Raw genomic sequence first — 25,087 nt, 5'->3', positions numbered from 1 at the left:
AAGGAGGCCACACGCCTGCAACGTCTGGATCAAAGGAGGTTCCAATGTCTGAATCGAAGACAACCACCAATCATGACGAGATCCGCCAATGGGCCGAAGATCGTGGTGGCCGACCGGCGGTTGTACGAACCAGGGGCGAGGGCGGCATCTTGCGGATCGATTTTGGCGAGCCCGAGGAGAAGCTCGAACCCATCGAATGGGATGAGTTCTTCCGGATTTTCGACGAGAACGATCTGACTTTCCTTTACCAGGACGAAACCGGCTCCGGAAAAAACAGCCGGTTCAACAAATTCATCGACCGCAAGAACGGCTGAGGAAGCTGCTACTCAGCGCTGTCGGGTAGCTCTTAGGCGCGCCTCGCGTTCTGATAGAGGACTTAACTATAGATGACTGTTTTCGCCTACTTGTCAGACTGTTAGAAAAACCAATCTCAGTGCAGCAGGCTGGTTCCGCCCGATCCGGCAATGTTTCGCATGATGCCGTTCAGCCAGTCTTCGGTCGATACACCGGGCCGCCGCCTGTCGATCTCGCCGATGGCGCGCTCCAGTGTTCGCTCGACCAGCCGATCGGAAGCACCGACGTCGCCAAGAAGCAGCCGCGCCGCGAGCCTGAGCTTCGGCAGAAGTGAAAACACGTTGTCCGACAAGTTCACGGCAGGGCGACCCGCCAGGGCCGATCGTTCCGGAGGGAACAAGGCGTCGAAGACGGCGTAGCTGTCCGACGACTTTCGAAGATTGCTGGCGTGGCGGAGACGTTCGGGAATGACGATGTCCTCGTCACCGCTGAAAAAGACGAAGGGAACGCCGCGGCGCATCAGTTCGTCGGCGATCGGAAACACCCGCCGGCCGTTGAGATTGACGTCGAGGATCGCGGCCTCAGCCACCTCGGTATGCATGGAGGCGTGTTCGACCGTCGCCGCAGGGCCAAGGACGACCGCGCCCATATTGCCGAAATATCTTGCAAGATCGCCGGCCAATACCCAATCGTCTTCGACAATCAGGATGCGCACTCCTCGGAGATCGCGCACCTCATCGCCCTTTCTTCGAGCGGGATTTGCAAGTGTCCGCACGGGCCTGTTCGGAATGTTCCTGCAAGGCTGCCTGCAATCGCTTCGCCAAAACAAGCATGCGCGGCGGAATGGATTCGTTTCCCGGCAATCTCAGCAGATCCTCGAAGCGCAACGACGCTCGTCTTGTCAGCTTCAGCTCAGGTGTGCGCTTTGACATTGGAGTTCCACAATAATCCCGACTTTAACGCCGTCTGCACGGACTTGTTCCGGCCCTCGCGCACGTTATATGCTGGGCGTTGCGTTCAGCCCGGTCGTGGGCTTTGGGTCGATTTGGCGGCCTTGTCGTCTAGGCTGTTCAACCGAGGGCTTGCGGTGACATCTCAGGTGAAGAGATTTCCAATTGTGGGCGTCGGCGCGTCGGCCGGCGGCATTCCTGCAATGGAGGGCCTGTTCAAAGGCATCACCGGCCAGCCCGGCATGGCGTTCGTCATCGTCACCCATCTCAGCCCCGAGCGCGAAAGCCTGCTTCATGAGGTCGTCGGACGTTACACGCAACTTCCGGTTGTCGTCGTCGAGGACGGCACCACTGTCCTGTCCGACCACGTCTATGTGATGCCGCAAAACGTCGTTCTCACGATCGAGCGGGGAGTGCTGCACCTGCGGCCATCCAACGTGCTCAGCCGCGAGCGCAAGCCGATCGATATCTTTTTTAGCGCGTTGGCGGAGGATCAGGGCGAATATGCGGTTGGCGTCATTTTGTCGGGCGGCGATTCCGATGGCACGCTTGGCGCCAAGGCGATCAAGGAGCGTGGCGGACTGACGGTCGCCCAGGCTCCCGACGGCTACGGTCCGCGCAACCCGGACATGCCGAAAAGTGCGATCTCCAGCGGGCTGATCGACATTGCGGCGCCGGCGGAGGAGATCGGCGCGAAGCTCGAGGGGTTCGCCCGCAGCTTCGACATGCTGAACGGGGTTGCCGGAGGCGGCGAGCACGAGACGGCAGAACTGGGTCGGCTCCGCGACGAGATCTACGGCATTCTGCAGGGCCAATCCGGCCACGATTTCTCAGGCTACAAGACCAAGACATTCCTGCGGCGCATCAAGCGGCGCATGCAAATCGGACAGCTTGATTCCATTGAAGAGTATGTTGACTGGCTGAAGAAGGACCCTCGCGAGGTGGCGAACCTTTTTCGTGACCTTTTGATCAACGTCACCGATTTTTTCCGTGATCCCGACGCGTTCAAGCTGCTCGAGGAGAAGGTCGTACCGCAGCTGTTCGAGGGCAAGACCGCCAGCGACGCCGTCAGGATCTGGGTACCTGGCTGCGCCACCGGCGAGGAGGTGTTCTCGATCGGCATGCTGTTGCGCGAACACATGGAGACGCTTTCGGTTGTGCCACGCGTCCAGATATTTGCGACCGACATCGATGAGCCCGCGCTTGCGGTGGCGCGCGCGGCGCGTTACCCGGCGGCATTGCTGCAGGGCGTCTCGCCCGAGCGCAGGCAGCGTTTTTTCAGCAGCGACGGCGAGAGCTACGTGCTTGCCAACGAGGTCCGGGAGCTGTGCGTCTTTTCCCCTCACAGCATCGTCCGCGACCCGCCTTTTTCACGCATGGACATGGTTTCATGCCGCAACCTGCTGATCTATTTCGGCTCGGACATCCAGAGCCGGGTCATCCCGATCTTCCACTACGCGTTGAAGCCGGGCGGTTATCTTTTCCTCGGCACGTCCGAAAGCGTCGGCCAGCACGACGACCTCTTCGCCACCGTCGACAAGAAGCAGCGCATTTTTCAGGCGCGCGAGCATGCCTCGCCACACATTAGGCTGCCGATGCTGATCGGCGATGGCCGTTCAGGCGCCTTCCTGCCTGAAGGAACGGGGCCGAACAAGCGAACCGCCAGCTATCCGCTTCGACAGGCGGTCGAGGCACAAGTGCTGGAGCGTTTCGCGCCGCCGCATGTCGTGGTGAATGGCGACGGTGACGTCGTCTACTATTCGGCGCGGACCGGCCGATATCTCGAAGCGCCGCAAGGCATTCCGAGCCGGCAGGTGCTGACTTTGGCCCGCTCCGGGCTAAGGCTCGACCTGCGCGCGGCATTGCGGGAAGCCGCCACGACGCGCCGCACCGTCGTGCGGGAAAATGTCGTCGTCGACGAGGACGACGAACAGGCCCTGTCGATCAAACTCACTGTCGAGCCCCTGGCGGAACGCGGCAAGGGCGAACGGCTTTATCTCGTCCTGTTCGAACCGACGGGGCCGGTGCAGGCGCGGTCCGATGTTGGGCCCGAAAACCGTAGCAGCGAAGGCGCTGCTGATCTCGAGCGGGAGCTGCGCGAAACCCGCGAGCGACTGCAGTCGACGATCGAGGAGTACGAAACGGCGCTGGAAGAGCTGAAATCGTCGAACGAGGAACTCGTCTCCGTTAACGAGGAGGCGCAGTCGACCAATGAGGAGCTTGAGGCCTCGAAGGAGGAGATGCAGTCGCTCAACGAGGAGCTCAACACGATAAATTCGGAGCTGACCAGCAAGATAGAAGAGCTCGACCGCGCCAACAGCGATTTGCGCAATCTGTTCGAGAGCACGCAGATCGCAACCATCTTCCTCGACCGCAGTCTGGTGGTGCGGACCTTTACGCCGGCGGCCTCGTCTTTCTTCAGCCTGCGCCCCTCCGACGTCGGCCGGCCGCTGACAGAGCTTTCGAGCCAGCTCGACTATCCCGAGCTGAAACAGCACATCGATGCTGTCTTCGAAACCGGGGAGACCCTGAACCATCATCTGGCGCGCGACAATCGGGGCCGGTTTTACATGGTTCGCATCAATCCCTATCGCGACAAGGACAACCGGATCCAGGGCGTCGTGGTCACGCTGGTCGATGTCACCACATTGGCCGAGACGGAAGAGCAAAACCGGGTGCTCATTTCGGAGCTGAACCACCGCGTCAAGAATATGCTGGCGGTGGTCGCCAGCATCGCCAACCGCACCCGTGAAAGTTCGGAATCGAAGGAAGAATTCGCCGAAGCGCTGATCGGTCGCCTGCACGCCATGTCGCGGGCTTACGGTCTGCTGTCGAAGGAGCGCTGGAAAGAAGCTTCGATCAACGAACTGCTGCATCAGGAACTCGAAGCTTTCAGCATTGACCGGTTCGAACTTGACGGCGCTGAAGTGAAGCTTAGCCCGCAACAGAGCCTTTCCCTTAGCATGGTCATTCATGAACTGGCGACCAACGCCGCCAAATATGGCGCGCTGTCGACGCCCGAGGGCAGGGTCGTGCTGAAATGGTCTGGCGACGGCGATGTTTTCACGCTCACCTGGTGCGAGCTACACGGGCCGCCGGTCAGAAAACCTGAAGTCAGCGGCTTCGGACTTTCCCTGCTGCAGGGTGAGATCGGCTACCGGCTTGGCGGAAACGTCGAGACCACCTTCAACCGTGACGGTCTTGAGGTCCAGATCACATTCCCGATGCTGCGCAAGGAGACGCCGTGACCGACCCGCTGCGCGTTCTGGTGGTCGAGGATGAATGGCTCATCGCCGAGGACATCGCTGCTTGTCTGCGCGATTCGGGACATCAGGTGATCGGCCCGGCCCCTTCGGTGGCGGCGGCCCTTCGTCTTATCGGCGAAAATCCTGTCGACGTGGCGCTGCTGGATGTTCAACTGCACGGCGAAACGAGCCTGGCGATCGCAGAAGAACTAAAAATCCGCCATATTCCGTTCGCGTGCCTGACCGGCTTTGGGCCGCGCGATGTTCCATCCGCGTTCGCCAACGCTAGATTTGTTCGCAAGCCGGCAGATCAGGCGGCCATTCTCACAGCCTTGGCGGAATTGGTCCCGACGTCCTAGCTCGTTTGCCCTTCAGTCCAGCGGCTTTTCGGTCGGTCGCGGCGTGGCGCCTTGCTGGCGCGGCCGGCCGGCATTGCGGTTGGCCACCGGATTGTCCAGCGGAGCGGTCGAGGGGTTCGATGTTCCCGCGCTTTTCGGCGTTGGTGGCTTCGCTCCCGCATCCGTATCGTCAGCGTCCCGGCTTGGACGTCGCAAGCCGGCGGCATCTGCCTGCCGGATGGCCGGCTTCGATGTGGTATTCTTGTTGGTCATGGTGTCTCCTTCCTGCTGCGACGGAAACAACGGAGGCTTCGTTCACCGCTCGCAGCCCTGCGTGTCAACCGCCGGCACGGTGCGAAGTTCCACGACCTGCCGCTGGATGGGAACCATTTTCGATACTGGCTGTTCGGCTCGCAGGAAGGAGCCGGACATGGAGCGACGTAACGCCATACTTTCGCTGGTGATAGCAGCGATCATCATCGTCGGCTTTCTAATCGGCTTTTTGTATGCCGATATGGGCTGGCGCACCTCGCCACTCGAAAGAGCCCAGGAGCAAAACCAGGGTGGGAACGCCCCGGCCGACACCTCGCCTGCCGCGGGCATCGAAAAGAACCCCCAAGAGAATACCGAGATGCCGGATCAGCAATAACCGCGATCTTTCCGGCAGGAACCGGGCAAGCTGGATGGTCTTGCCAGAACCAATGGCTGTATCGCTGGTGATATCGGACTTACGGTGGCTGCTGGTACCCGGCTGCCAACGCAGCGGCCTCTTCGTCCGTCGTTGAAATCTCTCCTGCTGACGTAAGCGATTTCTGGCATTTGCGTATGGGAAGCACGGCGTGCTCAGTCTCCGGAGACGAGAGCCGGCCGATACTGCTGCTTGTTGCCAACGCATCTTGATTGGCCCTTGCTGCGAGCCACTCCGCCCGCTCCCGCGGCAAGCCGATAAGGCAAATACCAGCGAAGTACGCCGGCACATCCACGGTCGTATCGAACACGGCCCATGTGTTGGTCGGTTCCTGAACGGGCAAAAACCTCATAACAGCTCCTGCTAATATATAGCACGAACTTACGGACGGAGCACTGTTTCGGCATCAACCAAACGAAGGAGAATTTTTCGTTTTGCCACGCTGCGGCGCGCTGAGCCTCGCGACTTGATCCACAGCTTCTGCATCGCGGCTGCGAGTGCCCGAAATAGGTGGCAGATCTCGATGAGCGAACGCATCCAGGAGCCCGCCAAGCGGCGGCGCTTTTGCGTGCCGGCTACCCGCCTTCAGTGCCCCATCTCGCGGGAGCGCTGCTCGGAACCAGGAATCCACTTTTTAGCAACTCCAGGGCGTCGAGTGCCTCCTCATCCTGCAAATTTGTCAGAGCCACCCCGTCTGCGAAGACAACCCTATTGTCGTCTATGTCATAGACCTCCCAAAGCCCTTCCTTGATCCGTCGAATGGCGTGCCGATGCTCCATAAGCAGACGCTAATTGAGTCGCGGAAATGGTGGCTAGTAAAAATCAGGGGCAGGCCGACATTAGCAGTGGAAAACCTCAGGCGCCCTGACGCGTGATGCGTGTGCGAAGCCAAGGATATGCCAGCCGCGTGGCCCGAGGGGACCGTATCGACCACGAGCAAATAGCCAGGTTGAGAATCCGTTTGACGATCATTGCGGACACTCGGGCTCTGATGTAATTTAGGGACCGATCAAGTGAGGAATATACCGCTGTCGCGACGGCTTTTCTCTCTTTTCTGTCTCGGCAGATAGCATGCTCTCTAACGGACCTTGGCACTGCAAGCTGTGTTCTTGTGGTCGCCAGGTAACGACGGTTAAGGGATTTGCCATGCTCCGACGTTGCGCATTCGTTGCGGCCTTGATGCTCGCAAGCGTCGCGACCTTCGACGCTTCTGCAGTCGAACGAAGGGTCGCCTTTGTAATCGGCAACTCCGATTACCAGGAAATCTCGGCCCTCAAGAACCCGGCCAAGGATGTGGTGGACGTATCCAACACGTTTCGAGCGGCTGGTTTTGATGTTTTCGTCGCGAGCAATCTTACAAAGCTGCAATTTGAAGATCAGTTCCGCAACTATCTTGCCGCCGTGGACGGCGCGGATGTGGCTGTCGTCTACTATTCCGGCCACGGCTTTCAGATCGGCGGCGAAAATTTCCTGATTCCTGTCGATGCCTCGTTGAAAGATGCGGCGGACGTCGAGGTCCAGGCAATCAAGCTGAACGATGTGCTGCAGCAGATGCGTTCGAAATCGAAGATCCAGGTGATCATCCTCGATGCCTGCCGCAACAATCCATTCCCTCGCAAGGACTACTGGCTCAGGGACCAGCTTCTTACTGCCAGCGGCACCGGCCTTGCGCAAGTAAGAAGCTCACTGAACACACTGATTGCTTTCGCCACCGAACCCGGCGCGGTCGCCTACGACGGCGCCGGCGACCTCAGTCCTTTCTCATCGGCGTTTTCTCGTCGCGCGCTCGCCCCGAACCAGGAGATCCGCACGGTCATGTCGGCCGTCCGCCGGGATGTGGTTGAGGCTACCAAGGGCCTGCAGGTTCCCTGGGAGAACTCTTCGCTGATCGACGAAGTCGTTCTGATGCGTCGCATCAGCCGCCCATCGCTGCCGCCGGTATTGGAGAAAGTCGTGCTGTCCGGGGCAGGCCCCAACGATCTGGACCTCCCGGAACCGGTCCAGGTCGATGGCGGGACAATAACCGTCAGCATCGAAAGACCACCCGCCTTGGGACGCCTGATGCTGGACGGCAAGGTCATCGAGGCGGGAGACCTGATCCAGGGCAAGGATCTGCCGCGTTTGCAGTTGGATGTCCCCAAGGGAACTGGCGAGCCGGAAGAGATGGATATGCTGGCCTATGCCGCACGCGACAGTTGGGGCGGCGAAGCCAAGGGCATGCTGGTGTTCCGGGTCAAGAGCGGCGAAGGAGCCGAGGGCGAACAGGTACTGGCCTCGCTCGAAGCCGAGCAGAAGCAGCAGGTGCTGCAGCGCGGCATTCATGTCACCGGTGCGGCCGAGGCGATCGAGAACCGGGACGTCGACGTTCCGGTCGGCGTCGGCGCCGTTGCCCTGAACCTCGACGTCCCGACAGACGATGCGGCGGTCAGCCTGAAAGTCACAAACTATCCGGCAACGGGGACGCTTTCGCTGCCGGATCGGACCCTGTCGCCCGAATCGAGCTTGACGGTCGGCGAAGTCGAGGGGCTGCGCTATGAACCCCAGATCGGAGCCAGCGCACCGGTCGAGATCGCCTTCGAAATTCGGGCGGACAGCGGAGCAGCCAAACCCGCCAGTATGAAACTGTCGCCAAGCGTCGATCCGTGCGACCTGGCTGCCGGCGAACCTCTCGACCTTCAGGGCGTCGTCCCCGGCCTGCTGCCAAATGAAATCGGCGCCGATGCGGTGAAGCTGTGCGAGGCTGCGGTGAAGGCGTATCCCGATGTCGCCCGCTTCCGTTATGAACTGGGACGCGCGCTGCTTGCAGCCGGCAAGGTCGACCAAGCCAGGAAAGCCATCCAGCAGGCCGCCGACAGGGGGCATGTGCGCGCGGTGTTCGAGCTCGGCTACCTCCATGCTACGGGAACGGGCCAGGCTGTCGACCGCAAGCAGGCCAACACCTTCTACGCCGCTGCGGCCGACAAGGGCGATCCCTACGGGATGACGTCGTGGGGCCGTGCCCTGTTCCATGGCTACGGCGTCGAGAGCGACACCGGCAAGGGGCTGGACCTGCTGCTCAAGGCGGCATCGATGGGGCACACCTATGCCATGAACGATCTCGCGGCGATCTTCACCGAAGGCCGCAACGGCGTGCCCGCCGATCAGGCCCGCGCGGTTGCCTTCCTGGAGGCCGGCGTCCAGCGCCAGGACATGTATTCGATGAACTTGCTCGGTCGCAATTACCTCAGCGGCAGGGGCGTCGAGAAGGATCCGAAGGCTGCGCTGGCGCTTTTTCAGAAAGCCATCGACCTCGGCCAGCCCTATGCGCCGGGCAGTCTTGCGCGCATGTACCGTGATGGCGTTGGCGTCGAGCAGAACCTTGATGAAGCCCAACGCCTGTTTGAACTGGCAACCTCGCGCGGTGATCAGTCCGGCGCCTATGATCGCGCGGCCCTCGAGATGCAGAAGGGCGACAACGCCGACCAGGCCGTCGCCGTGCGTTTCCTGGCATTCACGGTTGCGCTCGATCTTCGCAATGAGTTGCCTGACGCCCGGGCGACGTTGGCGCAATTCGGGGCCAAGCCGAAAGCGGCGGCGTTGAAGCAGCTGCGTGGGGAACTCAAGTCGAAGATTCCGTTGAGCGGTTCTGTCGACAAGCAACTCGTCAAGGTGGCCAGGGCGGTCTGGGAACAAGCCAATCCGCGTCGGGATTTGTTCTGATCAACAAGGAGGCAATGGTGGGCAGAAATCGGAAGCAGGCAACAATCGGGATAACTCTGTCCATCGCCTTGGCGGGGGTCACGGGCTGCACATCCTGGCCACCCCTTCAACCGACGCCGCTGGTGGCGACGCCGGCACCGGCGCCGAAGGTCGTTCGCAGAGCCGTGGCGCCGCGGAAGGTCGTCAACCCGGCTCCCAAACAGGTGGCCGCCAGGAAAGTGGTTAGTCCGGCCGCGGACGAGCCTGCTGCCGCACGTCCCGTAATCATTCCTTCTTCGGGAGGAGGCGGGGGTGCCGGAAGTGGCGGGAGTGGCGGGAGCAGCGGAGGCGGCGGCGGCGGCTGGGGAGGATAGCGTTGAATGGCTGCTGCGCTGCAAGTAAGCCAAACAACTAGAGCATTCTGCAGCCACGTGGGGTCACTTGGCGTCGCACAATGCAGCTAAATCAGATAGCTAGAGCCTGATTCTCGTTCAATTTGGACGTATCCCGTTCGCTGACACGGCTACGGTCTAACTCGCATCCGCTGACTGGCGCAGCGCCTCGATCTCTGCCATCTGGATGCCCATTTCGACAAACGCGGAAAGAACTGAAAAGCGGTCTTCCAACGCAACGCGTGCCAGTCCGGCCAGTACGCCCGCACTCACAGCGCGGGCGGCTGGCGGCAAGGCCGATAGCGCTGGCGCCTCCATGGCTGAACCGTTGCCATGCCGTCCTGCAGCCAGGGCAATCCAGGCGGCCGGCGTTGTTGGCGGCATTGCCGCAGCCTTGTCCACTTCCGGGCGATGGTGAGGGCTCTCCGGTTCGCTGACCCAGTCACGAACAACCGCGAGCAACTCCTGATCCGTGCTGTCGAGCAGAACGGTAAGGTGGCTCAGGCATTCATGTGCCCACCACACCGCAGCCCGTTCGGGAAGCAGATAGGCACAGAACGTGATCGCCTCCTCGGGCACCCGCCCGGCCAGCAGGGCGCGGCAAAACTCGATTGAAGGCTGTTCGGTCGGAAGTGCCACCATGTCCCTGGAAACAGCGGGGCAGGCCATGAAAAGGTCCCGTGCCGTTTTGAATCGAAGCTCATTGGCCATGGCGCCACGCTTTCCCCAGGGAACACCAGACACTGAAGCCCTGGGCGGGGCGGGTCAAGTCTCCAGTCCCTGGCAAGATGCAACTGCCCTCCACCACTCGTATGCTTGACGTTTATTGACAGACAACCGCTTCGCAATTTGGTATTGTCCGCAGTCGATGAAATCGATGCTCAAGACAGGAGTAACCGTTATGCGGTTGGGCAGTTTAGCCTTCGTGTTTACGGTCGCGTTTTATTCGACCCACGCTTTTGCCGATCCACTTCAGAAATCAGAAGACATCGTGAAGTTTTTTGACGCGGCGAGCGAGCTCGGCCCGCCGCGTGGAATTTGCGTCGGCACCGAAGAAGAGTGCAACAGCAAGAACAAGGCAGCGCCTGCGGAAAAAACCAGCCTCGACATGCTGATCAATTTCGGCCTTGATTCTGCGGAACTCGATGCGACTGCGCGTGCTGAACTGGACGAGTTCGCCAAGGCACTGAAGGACAGCCGACTGAGCACTTTGAACTTCGTTGTCGAGGGTCACACAGATGCAACCGGCTCGGAGCGCTACAACGAGGGGCTGTCGGAACGCAGAGCCAGATCGGTAACAACCTTCCTCACCTCCAACGGCATCGATCCTGCCCGCATCAAAGCGACAGGCCTGGGCGAAGCCAACCCGCGCAACCCCAATCCATTCGATCCGGTAAACCGCCGGGTGGAAATGCGGATAAGGACCGAGTAGGGCCGCTCCGACCACCGAGGCACGGCCCGCGTCGACACGCCTGAAACTGGCTCGTCAGTTGTTGTTGAGCACGCCACCCACGGCCACACCGGTGCCGAAAATCAGCGCCTTGGTCAGGAAGTCGTTGTTGTCCGGCGGCGGAACATCCCGTCGAACCACGACCTGCTGCCTGCGGGGCTTCTGTGCCAACCACCGGCTTTTGTGTGCGGGCCTTCTGTGCCACCGGCTTCTTTGTGCGGGCCTGCTGCACCTGTTTCTTCGGCTGTGCTCGAGCCAGATCGGCAGCGTAGCTGGCGCGCACCGATTCCATCATTGGATCCGTCTGGATCACCAGGAACGTCAGTTGCTCGCGTGTCAAAAAGGTCGTCTGCGGCAGGCCGTTTTTCGCTTGCCAGATGCCGATCGCCTGGCGGGTTTTTGGGCCTATGTTTCCGTCGATACGGCCAAGCTCGTTGCCCAAGGCTTCGATGCGCAACTGCAGATCGATACGGCCCTGGCGATCGAGACCGATCGCGCTTTCCGTCAACTCGGTGCCCGGGGTCTGCTTCACCTCGTCCGAAACTCCAACCGAGGTGCGAACGGCTGAGCCGGAAATTGCGTTGGCCTCGTCCTCATCGACTGCCGCGACCTGCCGATTTTCGGCCTTCGGTTCGTTCAACTGGTCGATGTTCAGCCGTGCGACCGTGGCGAAGCGGCCGCTCGGAAACTGTTCAAGATAGGCTTCGTAGAACGGAATGGAATTGCGCTTGGAAGCTTCGTCCCACAGACGCTGCTCAACCTCCCAGGAAGGAGGCTCGTTGGTCACCGGGGCAGGCGCCGGTGTCATCGCGCCGGACGCACCAGCGATCGGTTTTGTGGCAGGCGCCGCTTCCGCTTTGGACTGTCCCAGGAAGACCTCGCGTCCCAGTGATGCGTTGTGCCAAGGTCTTTGGCGACCTTGTGTCGTTTCGGTCACCTGGCCGCGCACACGCGTCAGCGCGCTCTGGATTTCAACGCCAGGTTCAGTCAGGTGTCTGGCGAGCGCTGCGGAGTAGGGACTGTTTACGCCGTTGCCGTCGAAAGCGATGGCCCCGGGGTCGGTTGCATACGCAATCAAGACTCCGCCGGTTCCAACGCCGTCCGATCTTGCTTCAATCGGCGCCAGTCCGGAGCCAAACGAGGCGGAACGGCTCCTCGGCATCGAGGCGGCCAGCGTCCTGGCCAATGGATTGTCGCGGCAGGCATCGAGGATGATGACGCCGATCGCCGGCTCGGCTGGTAACGCCGCCATGAAGTCGTCGATCTGAACGGTGCGGGTCTTGAGATGAGCGGGCGATGTCAGTTCGGCGTCTATCGGAATCAAGAAATTCTTGCCGTCGACCTGCATGCCGTGGCCGGCATAGAAAATGACGGCGAGCTCGGCATCGTAGGATTGCTCGGTAAACCGACTGATGAGGCTATGCATGCCTGCATTGTCTTGATCGAGCCCCTCGATCACCTGGAAGCCGGCATTGCGTAGCGTGGATGCGATGAGGTGCGCATCGTTGGCGGGATTGGGCAAGGCAACGGCATGGACATATTTACTGTTGCCGATGACCAGTGCCACGCGTTTGGCATCAGGCGCGGCAGCCTCGGCTCCAAGCGACGTGATGACAAACAGGACAAACCCGCTCAGAAAGACGGCAAATGCTTTCATGGTCCAGCCCTCCGCCCCGCCGGGGCGCACTATCGATGTCTGCGCATGCCAAAATGGCTCCTGGGCGTATGTGATCTCGACCACAGTTTTGGTTCACAAAGGCCCAAAAAAGTTGGCTATAGTAGCACTTGGCAGCAGGAACACCAATGGACTAACGGCAAACTCGCACGCCTCGAGAAGCAGGTTCAAAGGGTATTCTGCATCGAGCCTATGAGAGCCGTGATCGCCTGCTTGTATTTTTCGAACTCGGGCGATGTCTGCCGGACTTCCGTCGTTGTCGTTGTCTGTTGGCTCACTTCAACCATCGCCGGGCTCAGCTTCCGCCCCATTTTCCTTTCGGCCCAGCTCACGACATAGCTGGCGGACTTGCCGGTGAGAAACGGGTTGGCCTGAATGACGGCCGATCCGAGCACGGCGCTCAATTGCGCCGAACCCGGCGACGACAACACTTGATGGGCGCCTTCCATTCCCAGGAAATGACAGAGATAAAGCCGGCCGGCTGTGATCTGGTGGCCGCGTGCCCGAAGATAGGCTTCGCCTTCGCGCGCCAGATTGCTGACCATCTCGCGCGAGATGGTGGCGTCAAAACGCAGAGCGAGCAGGTCGGCGGTTGACAGTGTCCGCGCCAGCTCGGGGCGGTAGGTGTTCATCATCCGGATCCACGTCTTGGTTATGAACTGACCGGCGCCGGTTGCCGAAGAAAGTGGGTTCTTGGCGCGGGCCTTGCCGCCACTTTCGACTTGAACGATACGCTCGGTCAGCGTTTCGACAGCGGAAGCGTCCGTCGCGATTGCCGTGACCGTGCCCAGCGGATCGATCGCCTGGCCATTGCGATAGAGTTCGAAATGCAGGTGCGGCCCGGTCGAGAGACCGGTGGTGCCGATGTAGCCAATGATATCGCCTGCCTTCACCTTCGCGCCGACACCGGCCTTATCAGCGAATTTCTGCATATGCGCATAGCGCGTCTCGCTGCCGTCTCCGTGCGAAATCTTGACCAGATTGCCGTAGCCGCTTCCATCGCCCTGAAAGACGATTTCGCCGTCGAAGGCGGCGGCTATCGGCGTGCCCAGGGGCGCCGCCCAATCGACGCCCTTGTGGATGCGAACGGTTCCGAGGATTGGGTGCTTGCGTGGGCCGAAAGTCGAGGTCATGACCCCGTTGACCGGTGTGACCATGCCGTTGGCCACTGTCAGCGAGCGAACCTGATCGTCGCCGCTGACGCATGCAAACTGGCCGTCGGTCTGCTGGAACACGAAACAGTCGAGGCTTTTTTCGCTACCCCGGACGCCGACATACAGCACCCGTCCGGCCGTCTCTTCCTTGCCACGCGGTTTTTGCGAATAGATCAGGACCAGACGCTGGTCTTCGCTGGCGAAGGCATCCAGATCCTGTCCTCGCGACAGATACATGATCGCTTCTCCGATCACGCCGGTTGGAACCTTGTTGCGCGCTGCTGTCGAGTAGATCGCGTCGAGCAGCCGGTATTGCCTTTTGTGCGTGCCTTGCGCCTGTGCGCCCGAGTAGTTGAACAAATCTTCGCGGACCCAGGGGTCGACACCAGACACAAACACACCGGCGGCATTGCGCGTCAGCGTGCCGACAAATACGTTCTTGGCGTAGATCGAAACCTGCATGAGGGACATGGTTGTCGTCTCGCGCGTCGGCCTGAAACCGCGCATGGCGACGACATGACCTGGCTCAAGGCTCTCCCGATTGAAAAGCGCCTTCAGCGCCTCGCCTGCCAGCCTGGCATCCTCGGCGGAGAAATGCGCATCGAGCGCAACGCTGTCCAGGCTGCGGTCGTTGAGGATCTTTACGAAAATGTCCTCGGTAGCCTCGTAGCGTTGATGTTCACTGATGACATTTGCAACGCTTGTGTTGTTTTCGATCTGGGTTTTCTGGAACGCGGGAAGGGCTGCCTCGCCTGAATCGATTGTTTCGCCCCACCCTGCTTCGGCATCATCGACATGCGGGTCCGAAGCAACCGGAGCGTCGTTTGGTACGGGCGGTGGCTGAACATCGTTTTGCAGCTCGTTGGATGGCGCCGGCGCGGTCTGTCGCTGCGCCTGGAAGAAGGCGAAATCTTCTTGCGTCGACGGTATCGTCGTCATGAACTTTTCGCTGGCGCTAAGCATCACGTCGGACAGAATTTCGATCTGCGGAGAAACGCCGGCCTGATCGAGTTCTGCCGGCCGCGGGATCACTTGGCTTTTTGTTGCGCCGCCGGTGTCGGGCGCAAGGGTGATCCACATCGGGTCGCCTGCGAGATCGATGATGGCAGGCACATAGACAGATGCATCGGCTGGCACATCGTCGGTTCCCTCGACGGCGTGCAACTCCTCGTCTTCGTCGCCAAACGACCAATAATCCGCGGTGAGATAGAAGCCGGCAGCGATCGACAACAGGACAGCCACAGCAAGACCGGCAAGAAGCCTGCGCCACAGCCTGCGTCTGCGCAGGGCGGCGCGCGCCTGCTTTTTCAGCCTGAAGCTTGTGTCGATACTGTGCGTCACGGATTGCTTCCGGTCAGAAAAAAGGTCCACCGCACCTGTTCAAGCGTATCGACTTCGAGAAATCGTGCGGCGATATGGCCGCGCTGCCAGCATTCATCGATGCCGCGTATCGAGAAACGCCGCCGGTCGATGCACATTTCGGTCGACCCGGTCAGGGTCGCATGGCCAAAAACGTCCGTCGCATAGATGTAGATGTAGCGGTTGGTGAGTTCCTCGCGGATGACGTTCACGCACTGATTTGCGCCGATGGTCCACCAGCCATCGGTCTGGTCCGCATTGTCGACCTTTTGGCCGACAGCGAGATTGACGACGTCGAGCGTCTGATTGCAGACGGTGAATTCGGCGCGCGCTTCGTGGGACGACAGGAGAGCCAGCAATGTCGCGCCCAATATCACCGTAAGTCTGATACGGCCTGTCAGGGCAAGCAGGCCGCGAAGCCGGTCACGCTGATTGTTGGGCGGGACAGCGGTCAGGAAGGGAAAACGCGAGCTGCGGAGGTCCATCGGCGTCCATGCTATCCGCCGAGCCGGAAGTACTTTGCCGTTGCGGAGAACTCAGCTCGGTCGGCGTCGATCTCGTCGAGAATTTTGGGCAGCAGCAGCGCGGCTGGTGTCGGCGCGGAGAACGCCGCAGCCTGAATATCCTGTGGACCCGTGATCACCATTATGATCTGCGGCACGACCTTGCCGGCCGCCTTGTCAGCTGCGCCGAGATCGATCGGAATGTTGAAGGTGGCCTTGTCGGCTTGCGCCAGCATAAGATCGTCGAGGCTGAATGCCATGCCCCTGTGGTCGATCAGCAGCACGCTGGAAATGAGACCGCCATGCGTCACCAGCGTGCCGCCGATCGGCGAGCCGCTCGGCACCGTCGTTCGATCGAGAACAAGCTGCGGCTTGTCAGCCGGCATCTGGTCCAGAAAGCGCAGAAAGTTGGTGACTTCGCATTGAGCCGGCTCAATGAGGCGGACGCTGATGTCCGGTTCGACACGGAATTTTGCCTGGAAATCGGACAGCATTCGTTCGAACGGCTGGACCTCCGTGCCCAGTCCTTCGATCGCGACGGCGGCGCCGGTTGCCGACGTCAACGTCGCATAGAAACAGTCGCCGCCGTTGAAGTCCCGCACCCAGGAGACCCGTTGCGCAGCGTGGTCGAGGGCATTTTTCGGCGGCAGTGCCAGTTCCGGTTTCGGCACGTTCAAGGCAACAGTGGCTTCGCCCGGCTGTTTGCCTGGCGCCGGCTCGTACCGCTGCCGTTTTGCATTCGCATCATCCGTCTGGTTTTCGGCCCGCGCGTGCTGGCTGGCCGGCTGATCGGGCTTCCGGCTCTCCATCATTTCGGGCTGGAGCGCCGGGGGCGAAGCCTTGTCGGCCGGCGGCATTGGCGCGACCTGGATGCGCGGCGGAATCGGCTCCGGGGTTTCCTCGGTTGGCGAAAGGACTTCGGCGGGCCGTGTCGGCTCCAACTTTTGATCCGCCGCGGCGTCTGCCCGATTTTCAGCTGGCGATGGCGCCTCGGCTGCAGCCGGCTCCGAGGTGTCCTCGGATGCCGCCGGCTCCGGGGTTTCCTCGGATGGCGAGAGGACTTCGGCGGGCCGTGTCGGCTCCAGCCTTTGATCCGCCGCGGCATCTGCCCGATTTTCAGCTGGCAACTGCGCTTCTTCTGCTGCCGGCTCCGAGATTTCCGCGGATGCCGCCGGCTCCGAGCTTTCTTCCGATGCCAACCGCTCCGGGGCTTCCTCGGATGGTGAGAGGACTTCGGCGGGCCGTGCCGGCTCCAACTTTTGATCCGCGCCTGCCTGACTTTCGGTTGGCGGCGCAGTGGCTTCTGTTCGTGACTGCTCAGGTGCAACTGCTTTTGCCGGCTCATCGCCCGGCGAATTTGCAGCGCTGTCCGTCGGGGCAGGTTTGGATGCTTTTGGCGACAAAGACGATGTATCGCCGGCGCTCGGCGTGGAAGGCGTCATCACGCCGCTGAGATAAACGCCTGCACCCGACGCGACAGCCAATGTCGCCAGGGCAGCGATCGCGATCGATCGGGTCCTGGCGGACTTTGCCGGGACCTTTGGCAAGACCGCCCGAGCAGGACCGGCAACTGGCGAAGGCCTTGGCTCGGACAGAAGTGCGGGCCGGACATGCGGAACGAAGCGCTGCTCACCGGCAGCCGCCGGAGGCTGACTTGCCAGCTTGGGACCGGCAAGCTTGGGGCCAGGCGCGGCGGTTCCCCCGGTTCGCGGCGTCCGGTCGCGCGGCGTGATCGACGTTGGCGGCCTTGTCTCCTCGTCCGTGTCGTCGCGTGTCGCCCTGGCGATATCGGCCATGCTGATCGGCCGGTCCTGTGGATCCGGCTGCAGCATGGCCTCGACAATTCCACGAAAATCGGCGTCGATGTCGGACAGGTCCGGAACGGTTCGGCGTTTTTCGATGATCTCGTACTGGGAGCCGCTCATGTCGATCGGTTTCCCGCGCAGGGCAGCGGCCAGCACCAGGCCCAGGCTGTAGATGTCGGATTGCTCGCTGACATCGCCGCTGTACAGCCCGAGCTGCTCTGGGGAAACGTAGTTGTACTTTCCCGCGAACTTTCCGCCGATCAGCGTCTCGCCGCCGACGGTCGCCGACCGCGCGATGCCGAAATCGATGATCTTTGCGCGATCGACCCGGCCTCCCGGCAGGATGATGTTGTCCGGGGAGAGGTCGCGGTGTATCGCTCCCGCCTGGTGCACGGCACTCAAGCCGGAAGCCAGACGATGGCAGAGCTTGCGCACGTCTTCCGTCGGCATCGGGCCATTTCGCATGATATCGAACAGCGACTGGCCGTCGACGAATTCCATGGCGAGGTAGGGGCGACCGATACCGGGGTCGATCGTGAAGACGTGATAGCGCACGACCGCATCGTGCGACAAATGATTGAGGATCGACGCTTCCTTGCGGAACAGCGACAGGATCGTCTGGTCACGGGCGAACTCGGGCAATACGATCTTGATGGCGACATGGTCGCCGGTCTGGATGTTGTGGCCACGGTAGACTTCGCCCATGCCACCGAATGCGATCCGCTCGTCCAGTTCATAGATGCCGCTGAGTTGCGTGCCGACGGCTGTGGTGGCCACGTCAGGCGATATCCGCGTCTTGTCGTCGGCGCTCATCAGCCTCAGCCTTCCGCTCTGGAAGGACCGGGATAGGCCCCATTGCGCCCGTCTCCGATCTTCACGAGCACGATCGTGACATTGTCCGTTCCCCCGCGCGCCAGCACCATTTGCAGCAGGTTTTCGCATGCCGCCTGAGGCGTCGCCGACACCGCCGCCGCCTCGATCTCGGCGTCTGTGACATGCGCTGTCAGCCCGTCGGTGCTCAACACGAATATGTCGCCCGGCATGATTTCGCCTTGCTGGAAATCGATCACGATCTCGTCGCTGACACCGACCGCATGCGTGATGACGTTGCGGCGCGGCCAGGCGAGCGCTTCTGCTGCGCTGATCATGCCCTTGTCGAGAAGTTCCTGGACTTCGGTATGGTCCTTCGAAATCTGCGAGATCGAGCCGTTGCGGATCAGGTAGACGCGACTGTCGCCTGCCCACAGGCAGGCAAACCGCCCATCCATCGCCAGCAGGGCGGCGACAGTGGAGCCAATGGTTACCCCGCGGGATTGCGATATCCTGCGGATTTCGGCGTTGGCCCGGCTCAGCCGGTCCTCGAAGCGCGCGCGCAGATCCGGTGCAGAGCTTGCAATGCCGATCGTTGCCAGATGATCGACGATGCTGGCCGAAGCGACTTCCCCGGCATCATGTCCACCCATTCCATCGGCCACCACCCACAGGCCGGTGTCCGGCTCGACCAGATAGCTGTCTTCGTTGAGCTCACGGACACAGCCTTTGTGGCTAACGCCGAAGCTTTCAAAGGGAAGGGCGACATTGTTCACTTTGCCACCAAGCGCTTCTCAAGCGTCCTCTGCAGCGCACCGTCAGGCGCTCGCTCGCGCCAGTTTGCCACAGGCTCGAACGTTAGAGTATCGAAATAAACGTCCGCCCATCTGTTGCCGATGGGCCGCCGCACCGTATTGGAAAATCTAGAGCTCATCTCAAAACGCCTTTGGACAGCTGAACCCGGAAAGCGCAGGTAGGAAGAGAGGGATTTGGTCCGAGCTGGCCTGGACCGTATAGGCGACATCACGTCCGCCAATCACGAAGCGGGCTTGCGTGTTGCCGCCGGTGCCGGTGATATCGGCCTTGTCCAGCAGGCGCTTCAGTGCCCACGGACCGTCGAACTTGATCGCGGACTCACGGCCCGGCATCTCCGGCATAAGGCTCAGGCTCGCCGACGCGGAAGCCATGCCGCTCGGCCAGGTCACCGTGCTTGGCGCGTTGCCGGCCTGGTTGCTTTGGACGATCTGGCCATCGACGTCGAGTACCGCCGTATCGGCATCGCCATGCAGTGAAAACGGTGTAAAGGTGACACTGACCGACGGCAGCGAACCACCTGAAGGAAAGAAGGCGTTGCGGATTTCCGCCGCCAGCTGGAAGTTTTTCAAGGTCGACTTCGACAGGTCGCGCCCGAAACGCGCATCCTGCTTCCAGTTCCAGTCCTGGCCGGTCATGTCGATCAGCGATGCGAGATTCTGTGCGAAGAACCGGTCCATCAGGCCGCCTGGAGCGAACAGTTTCGCGAAATCCGCCATCGCAATATCCTCCGGACCATCGCTGGCGAAAGGATAACGGCCCTCAACCATCTCCTCGCAGACGCGCGTGACCGTCTGGTCGAGCAGCTGGTTCAAATTCGTCTGCGAGGTTTCTGCGACGTTGCCGTCAAGCTCGTCGGCGGTCGCAGTGACCATTCGGGCGAGTTGCTTGGGCAGCCGCGAGACATTGGCGCGAAGCGTGGATATCTGCAGCTGCAGATTCATGTTGGCGCGTTCCGTCTGCGAAGGGACATCGGCCGCCAATTGCAGGCTTTGATGGATGTCGCGGAAATTCTGGGTCAGCGCATCGATGGGGCGGCGTCCGGTGGGACCGTTCACCAAAGCCTGGAATGATCTGAATTGCGCTTCGATGTTCGCCCCGGGGTACTGGTTTTGCGCGCGAGCGGACCCCGTGCCGGCCCGGCTTTGCGATTTGCCGCCGGCGATTTGAATGCCGATGCGGGCCAATCCGCTGGCGATATCGGCAGCGTTTTGCGGCTGGTTTTGAAGCATGCCGGCTTCGGCCCCGGAGCCTGACTCTTCACTGGAACCAGCTTCTCGCGTCAGCGCTGTTTCGTCGGCTATCGCGGTAAAAAGCTGGTCGATTGGCGAGCTTGGTGACGCGGCGGCGGAGAGCACGATATAGTCCGGCTTGTCCTCCAGCATTGGCTTGAACTTCAGCTTTTCGAGAACGCCGTTCCACGCAGCGGCGAACTCCCTGCCATAGCGCTCGACAAGTTCGGGACCGAGTTTTGGCAATTCCTGGTCGATGCCGCCTTGCTCGGCGCCGCCGCCGAGAACCCACTGGTCGTCGACAAGCATCTGCGCAATGCGCGAGAGTTGTCCGAGATAGAAGTTGTTGAAGCCGCCATAGGTGTAGATACCGGGAACGCGCAGGCCCGACAGATCGCCACCATTGACACGCTCGAACAACAGCTGCGCTTCCGGGCCGCCTTTGACGGAGACCGAAAAATCGTCCAGCGCTGCGGCGTATACCGCCGACTTCACCAGGGCAGAGGCACGATCGGCAAGGCTCATGCGTCCGAGCGAGCGTTGAGCGGCTTCGACAAGTGGCTGGTTGAGTTCGAAAACCGGATCATAGGCGTCGTCCAGCGCAAGCATGGCCCGCAGATGCTTTTCGAGTTGCGCCCGTCCCTCGCGGTTGTTTTCACCCGGATACCGGTTCTGCTCCCAGTCCTGCTTCATCCAGGACACGATCAGCTCGTCGTCGACCTTGGGCGCCTTGCCGCCAAGCATCATGTAGATCTTCAGCGGTTGGTAGAGCGCGGTGGGATCAGCCATCCTGGCCTGGATCGTCCGTTCGGCCTGAAGCAGCAGGCGCGAGCGGAACATGCGCTCCAGCGCCTGCCGGTAAGCTGTCTTCGATGCCGAAAGAAGTCTTTCCCGCTGACTGAGGCCGAACGTCTCCTGGATCGGGGTCGGCAAGTCACCGGTGTCGAAGCCGGCCGGCAGCTCACGCAACTGGTCGAGCGGGCCGATGACGTTTTCAAGGTCGACATCGGCGACTTCAGTGCTTTTGAGGAGCGGGTCCGCCGTCTCGCGATACTGGCCTGCAGCTTGCGTGGTGGAAGCGATCAGCGACCTGTTGGCTGAAAAGCTCAGGGCCAGGGTGCCCAGAGCCGCGGCAGCCATCAATGCTATTGCGCCAAGGCCGCCATACCTGGCGATCGCTGCACGCCTTTCAGCCGATTTGTCGTATGAAACCCAGCCGGATTCCGCGAAAATGACGCCGGTCAGAAGATCATGCAAGAAGAAGCTTTTGCCGGTGCCGGAAAGATGGGCGCGAGAAGCGCTGCCGAAACTGCGACCGATTTCGCCCAGCACCTGGTCGATCGGCGTGCCTTCCTGCGTGCCTGACGAAAAATAGAATCCACGCAGGCTGACGTTCACCTGGCTGCGGGCCGGATCGAATATGCTGGCGACGAAACCGGCGATACGGGCTTTCAGTGCGTCAAATTGAGCTGGAAAGCCAAAGATGGCTATGCGCGCGACCGGATCGGCCTCTTCCTGCAGGCGGTCGGCCATCTCCTCTGCCAGGCGCCTTGCCAATGCGTCGAATTCGGCCGGTGCTTCACCGGCCATGTTCTTGCTGCGGTCGGCGGTCTGGAATGTCACGCCCCACACTTTGCGGCGGCGCTGCTCGTCGAAGCCGCCAAAATAATCCATGAAACCCGAGACAAGGTCGGCCTTGGTGAAGAGCAGGTACACCGGGAACTGGATTTTCAGTGTTTCGTGGATTTCGCGCAGACGGCTGCGTATTTCAACGACATGGACGTCAAGCTGCCGATCATCGAGGCTGATGAGATCGGCAAGGCTGATGGCCAGGATAACCCCGTTTATCGGTTGCCGGGTGCGGTATCCCTTCAGCAGCGACAAGAAGGCGAGCCAGCTCTTCTTGTCGCTCTGCGCATTGGAATCCTGCGTGGTGTAGCGTCCGGCGGTGTCGATCAGCACCGCCTGGTCGGTGAACCACCAGTCGCAGGATCGTGTGCCGCCAACGCCGGCCACCGGCTGGGCATCCCCCGAACCGGCAAGCGGAAAATTCAGGCCTGAATTGACCAATGCCGTTGTCTTGCCGGCACCGGGCGGGCCGATGACGACGTACCAGGGAACTTCGTAGAGGAAATTGCGCTTGCCGCTCGACCGCTTGAGCGCAGCGATGGCTTCATTCATCCGAGCCTCGAGCACCTGCGAGTCGTCATCCCTGTCGTCATTGCGGGCGACTATCGTCTCGAGCGCCTTTTGCGCCTTTCGCTTTTGCCAGAAACGCACTCCATAAAACAGCGTCGCGATCGCAACGATCACGCCGATGACCGTCACGCGCAGCCAGACGGGTGCCAGTGGACGCGTGTCGGCAAAGCGGATCAATGGTCCGGCAAACCAGACGGCTGCCGCGAAACCGGCCAACGCGATCGCGCTGAATATCCGCAGCAGCCAGCGCGTCATGGGCGCTTCCAAATGGCCGTGCTCACAGCGTTTCCTCCTTGGGGATCATCAAGTCGACACGGCGATTCTGGGCGCGGCCTTCCGGCGTCGCATTGTCGGCGATCGGTTCGTCTTCACCCTTGCCGTCGACGGTGATCCGCGAAGGCTTGCTGAACCGTGGCGCCATGACAGCTGCGACGGCCTTCGCCCGGGCGATGGAAAGGTCGAAGTTGGATTTGAACTCGCTCGATTTCCGCGGCTTCACATTGTCTGTGTGGCCGACGATCATGATCGGTCCAGGCTCCGGTTCCAGCGCGGCGGCGATGTCCGCGGCGATTGGTCCAAACTCCGGTTTTATCTCGGCCCTGCCGGACGGGAACAGCAGGACATTGTTGATCTCCACGATGATGAACCTGCCCTGCGTGCCGACGCTCAGCCCGCCGCGCGCGATAGCCTTGGCCAGTGCCGCATGGATGCGATCGATCTGGGAACGGGTAGGGGCGACAGGCGGAGCGACTTTCACCGGCGCAGCCGACGGCACCACGCTGGCGCGTTCGATGGCGATCGGCGTCGATGGATCGAGCGCAAGCAGCCTGCCGGCGAGGGCATCGCCCTCGTTGGTAATGAAGACCCGCAATGCGAAGAACGCCGCCGTCAGCAGCGCCGAGGCAGCCGCCGCAATCACCCAGAGCGGCAACCGGGCCGACGACTGTGGGTTGGAAACCGCCAGGCTTTGCCAGTGGGGCGAGATGTCGTCGTCGGCGCGCGCCCTGAAGTAACGAAGCGTCTCGTAGACGTCGCGGCGAACGCGTTCGAGATTGTTGTCCTCGCCCGCAAGGCCTCGATACTGGCCTTCGAACCCCAGCGACAGGCAGGCATGCATCAGTTCAAGCAAATCGCAGTGTGCCTCCGGCGCCGCCAGTATCTTGTTCAGCGCTTGGTAGAAGCCCGAGCCGGTGGGCACGACGTGAAAGAACTGTGACAGCATGCTGTGCTGCGCCCAGGCGTCTGTCCTGGGCCAAGGCAGGTTGCCGATGAGGTCGTCAGCGGTTTCGCAGAGAGCAAATTTTGCGATCCGTGCATCTTCTTCGGGAACGCCGGCTTTCTCCATTGTCCGGTCGAATTTTTCGATCGCCTCGGCGACATGTCCCGCCAGTTGCTCCGCCTGTCTTTCGACAGCCATAAGCCTGAGCTGGCCCAACAGCATCAGCAAAGGCGCGGCCGCGGCGAGGATCTGATTTGCTGCGGAATATCTGACGTTGTCCGTGGCATGCAGGAGGATGTCCTGCTGAATGCCCGGCGCCGCCGCAACGGAGCCGGTTGCCGCCGCTGCGCCGGGGTCTGCCCCCTGATAAATCACGGTTCCGGATGTCCACCCCGGCGGTGCATGCCGAGCGACACTCGGATCGAATACCGTTGAATCTTTGACCCGCGAGGAACCGGGCTGCTCGTCGTCGGGAACAGGTCTGTGAGGAGCCGGCGCTGATTTCTCAGCGCGGCGCGGTGCGCGAAAAACGGTCTTGCCCGCTGGGCCGAAAGGATCGTCCTTCGAGCTCATCGCCATACGTCCGTCCACGCGTCAGTGCGGCGTGTGCGCCACATCAGGGCAAGACGGTCCCTGGCCGGGCGCAGGGACTGCAGGCGCAGGAACTGCAGGCGCTGCTGACGAGGGCAGTGCCTGGAGGAAGGTCGGCTATATCTTTCTAACCCGCAGTAACATGACATGTGCCGCAGACCCCCAGGTCAATCAGCCTTACCCGCTGGCGAACTGTCGAAAATGATCGTAAGCTTAGAAACGGTCGATTGGAACCAGATGCAGCGCTGCCAAAGAATTTTTCTTCGCCAACGACAGCGCCGTATCTTTGGGCTCGCCAAGGATACCCCTAGTTCCTTTGCACAGAGGACTTGGTTGAGAGCGAGCCTGAAAGGGATTGTCGACGGTCCAGCTGCACAATCTCCAACGTCTGCGATTAGCCGCAGGCCACCACTCCTTCGTCATCCCAGGGCGGAGCAGGAGCGAAGCGACGTCGCGGAGACCCTGGGATCCATGCCGTTACAACAGAGCGTCACGACGGTGCAGAACCTTTGATGGCGGCGGGACAGCGCCCCCCTCTGTCCTGCCGGACATCTCCTCCACTTGGGGGGAGATCGGCCGTGATCCTGGCTTTCGCCAATCACCACCGCCGCAAAAGAGTTGTGTGCGTCAAGTTCTGCAAAAATGGCGTGGCATTCAGCGGTGACGTTGGCGTGTCCGCCGCGCAGCCCCGT

General features: G+C 61.3%; 16 protein-coding genes. 6 read left to right on the top strand and 10 right to left on the bottom strand.

Annotated features, from left to right (window positions below; translation table 11 throughout):
* The first annotated feature begins 44 nt into the window (after positions 1–44).
* Positions 45–314 (top strand): hypothetical protein, encoded by a 270-nt coding sequence (locus AC0L17_RS18875; RefSeq protein WP_027153502.1) that lies wholly within the window; start codon positions 45–47, stop codon positions 312–314.
* Positions 315–430: 116 nt separating this feature from the next.
* Here the strand turns inward: AC0L17_RS18875 and AC0L17_RS18870 are convergent, their stop codons facing one another.
* Complete coding sequence (locus AC0L17_RS18870; protein ID WP_473516943.1) at positions 431–1,027, bottom strand: response regulator; 597 nt, start codon at positions 1,025–1,027, stop codon at positions 431–433.
* 366 nt (positions 1,028–1,393) lie between these two features.
* Between AC0L17_RS18870 and AC0L17_RS18865 the strand changes: the two genes are divergently transcribed.
* Both AC0L17_RS18865 and AC0L17_RS18860 read left to right on the top strand, forming a co-directional pair.
* Positions 1,394–4,492: a CheR family methyltransferase gene (locus AC0L17_RS18865; RefSeq protein ID WP_473516942.1), complete on the top strand. Its 3,099-nt coding sequence runs from the start codon at positions 1,394–1,396 to the stop codon at positions 4,490–4,492.
* Positions 4,489–4,848 (top strand): response regulator, encoded by a 360-nt coding sequence (locus tag AC0L17_RS18860; RefSeq protein WP_473516941.1) that lies wholly within the window; start codon positions 4,489–4,491, stop codon positions 4,846–4,848. Before AC0L17_RS18865 ends, AC0L17_RS18860 begins: the two co-directional genes overlap by 4 nt.
* 12 nt (positions 4,849–4,860) lie before the next feature.
* On the opposite strand, the gene AC0L17_RS18855 is transcribed toward AC0L17_RS18860, so the two are convergent.
* On the bottom strand, positions 4,861–5,100 hold the full coding sequence (locus tag AC0L17_RS18855; RefSeq protein ID WP_473516940.1) for a hypothetical protein: 240 nt from the start codon (positions 5,098–5,100) through the stop codon (positions 4,861–4,863).
* A 157-nt stretch (positions 5,101–5,257) separates the two neighbouring features.
* Here AC0L17_RS18855 and AC0L17_RS18850 point away from each other — a divergent pair, with 157 nt between their 5' ends.
* Both AC0L17_RS18850 and AC0L17_RS18845 read left to right on the top strand, forming a co-directional pair.
* Positions 5,258–5,476 carry a hypothetical protein gene (locus AC0L17_RS18850; RefSeq protein ID WP_023801274.1) on the top strand — a complete coding sequence of 73 codons (219 nt, stop codon included), beginning with the start codon at positions 5,258–5,260 and terminating at the stop codon, positions 5,474–5,476.
* A gap of 1,218 nt (positions 5,477–6,694) precedes the next feature.
* A complete protein-coding gene (locus AC0L17_RS18845; RefSeq protein WP_473516939.1) occupies positions 6,695–9,214 on the top strand; it encodes a caspase family protein in 2,520 nt (839 codons plus the stop codon).
* 509 nt (positions 9,215–9,723) lie between these two features.
* Here the strand turns inward: AC0L17_RS18845 and AC0L17_RS18840 are convergent.
* Positions 9,724–10,296 (bottom strand): DUF6931 family protein, encoded by a 573-nt coding sequence (locus tag AC0L17_RS18840; RefSeq protein ID WP_473516938.1) that lies wholly within the window; start codon positions 10,294–10,296, stop codon positions 9,724–9,726.
* 190 nt (positions 10,297–10,486) lie between these two features.
* Here AC0L17_RS18840 and AC0L17_RS18835 point away from each other — a divergent pair, with 190 nt between their 5' ends.
* A complete protein-coding gene (locus tag AC0L17_RS18835) occupies positions 10,487–11,017 on the top strand; it encodes an OmpA family protein (protein ID WP_473517012.1) in 531 nt (176 codons plus the stop codon).
* On the opposite strand, the gene AC0L17_RS18830 is transcribed toward AC0L17_RS18835, so the two are convergent.
* The 7 genes from AC0L17_RS18830 to tssL all read right to left on the bottom strand — a co-directional run bounded on the left by AC0L17_RS18830 (position 10,923) and on the right by tssL (position 24,179).
* A complete protein-coding gene (locus tag AC0L17_RS18830) occupies positions 10,923–12,692 on the bottom strand; it encodes a caspase family protein (protein ID WP_473516937.1) in 1,770 nt (589 codons plus the stop codon). The genes AC0L17_RS18835 and AC0L17_RS18830 overlap by 95 nt on opposite strands.
* 185 nt (positions 12,693–12,877) lie before the next feature.
* Positions 12,878–15,205, bottom strand: coding sequence for a M23 family metallopeptidase (locus tag AC0L17_RS18825; protein ID WP_473516936.1), 2,328 nt, complete (start codon positions 15,203–15,205; stop codon positions 12,878–12,880).
* Complete coding sequence (locus AC0L17_RS18820) at positions 15,202–15,708, bottom strand: DUF1036 domain-containing protein (protein WP_473516935.1); 507 nt, start codon at positions 15,706–15,708, stop codon at positions 15,202–15,204. The genes AC0L17_RS18825 and AC0L17_RS18820 overlap by 4 nt, the downstream gene beginning before the upstream one ends.
* An 11-nt stretch (positions 15,709–15,719) precedes the next feature.
* Entirely contained in the window at positions 15,720–18,344 is a 2,625-nt protein-coding gene (locus tag AC0L17_RS18815) for a serine/threonine-protein kinase (RefSeq protein ID WP_473516934.1), read from the bottom strand.
* A 5-nt stretch (positions 18,345–18,349) separates the two neighbouring features.
* Entirely contained in the window at positions 18,350–19,117 is a 768-nt protein-coding gene (locus AC0L17_RS18810) for a PP2C family protein-serine/threonine phosphatase (protein WP_473516933.1), read from the bottom strand.
* A 159-nt stretch (positions 19,118–19,276) separates the two neighbouring features.
* Entirely contained in the window at positions 19,277–22,840 is a 3,564-nt protein-coding gene (tssM, locus tag AC0L17_RS18805) for a type VI secretion system membrane subunit TssM (protein WP_473516932.1), read from the bottom strand.
* Positions 22,841–22,862: 22 nt separating this feature from the next.
* Positions 22,863–24,179: a type VI secretion system protein TssL, long form gene (tssL, locus tag AC0L17_RS18800; RefSeq protein ID WP_473516931.1), complete on the bottom strand. Its 1,317-nt coding sequence runs from the start codon at positions 24,177–24,179 to the stop codon at positions 22,863–22,865.
* Positions 24,180–25,087 lie beyond the last annotated feature (908 nt).

It is taken from the genome of Mesorhizobium sp. WSM4829 (genome assembly GCF_055811475.1).
Note: the sequence above shows the minus strand (reverse complement) of the source record. Positions and strands in the feature narration are given on the sequence as shown.

Bases quoted from the DNA above. Each gene is read 5' to 3' on its own strand.
- AC0L17_RS18875 (WP_027153502.1), top strand. From the start codon at position 45: ATGTCTGAATCGAAGACAACCACCAATCATGACGAGATCCGCCAATGG.
- AC0L17_RS18855 (WP_473516940.1), bottom strand. From the start codon at position 5,100: ATGACCAACAAGAATACCACATCGAAGCCGGCCATCCGGCAGGCAGAT.
- AC0L17_RS18850 (WP_023801274.1), top strand. From the start codon at position 5,258: ATGGAGCGACGTAACGCCATACTTTCGCTGGTGATAGCAGCGATCATC.
- AC0L17_RS18845 (WP_473516939.1), top strand. From the start codon at position 6,695: ATGCTCGCAAGCGTCGCGACCTTCGACGCTTCTGCAGTCGAACGAAGG.
- AC0L17_RS18840 (WP_473516938.1), bottom strand. From the start codon at position 10,296: ATGGCCAATGAGCTTCGATTCAAAACGGCACGGGACCTTTTCATGGCC.
- AC0L17_RS18835 (WP_473517012.1), top strand. From the start codon at position 10,487: ATGCGGTTGGGCAGTTTAGCCTTCGTGTTTACGGTCGCGTTTTATTCG.
- AC0L17_RS18830 (WP_473516937.1), bottom strand. From the start codon at position 12,692: ATGAAAGCATTTGCCGTCTTTCTGAGCGGGTTTGTCCTGTTTGTCATC.
- AC0L17_RS18820 (WP_473516935.1), bottom strand. From the start codon at position 15,708: ATGGACCTCCGCAGCTCGCGTTTTCCCTTCCTGACCGCTGTCCCGCCC.
- AC0L17_RS18815 (WP_473516934.1), bottom strand. From the start codon at position 18,344: ATGAGCGCCGACGACAAGACGCGGATATCGCCTGACGTGGCCACCACA.
- tssM (WP_473516932.1), bottom strand. From the start codon at position 22,840: ATGACGCGCTGGCTGCTGCGGATATTCAGCGCGATCGCGTTGGCCGGT.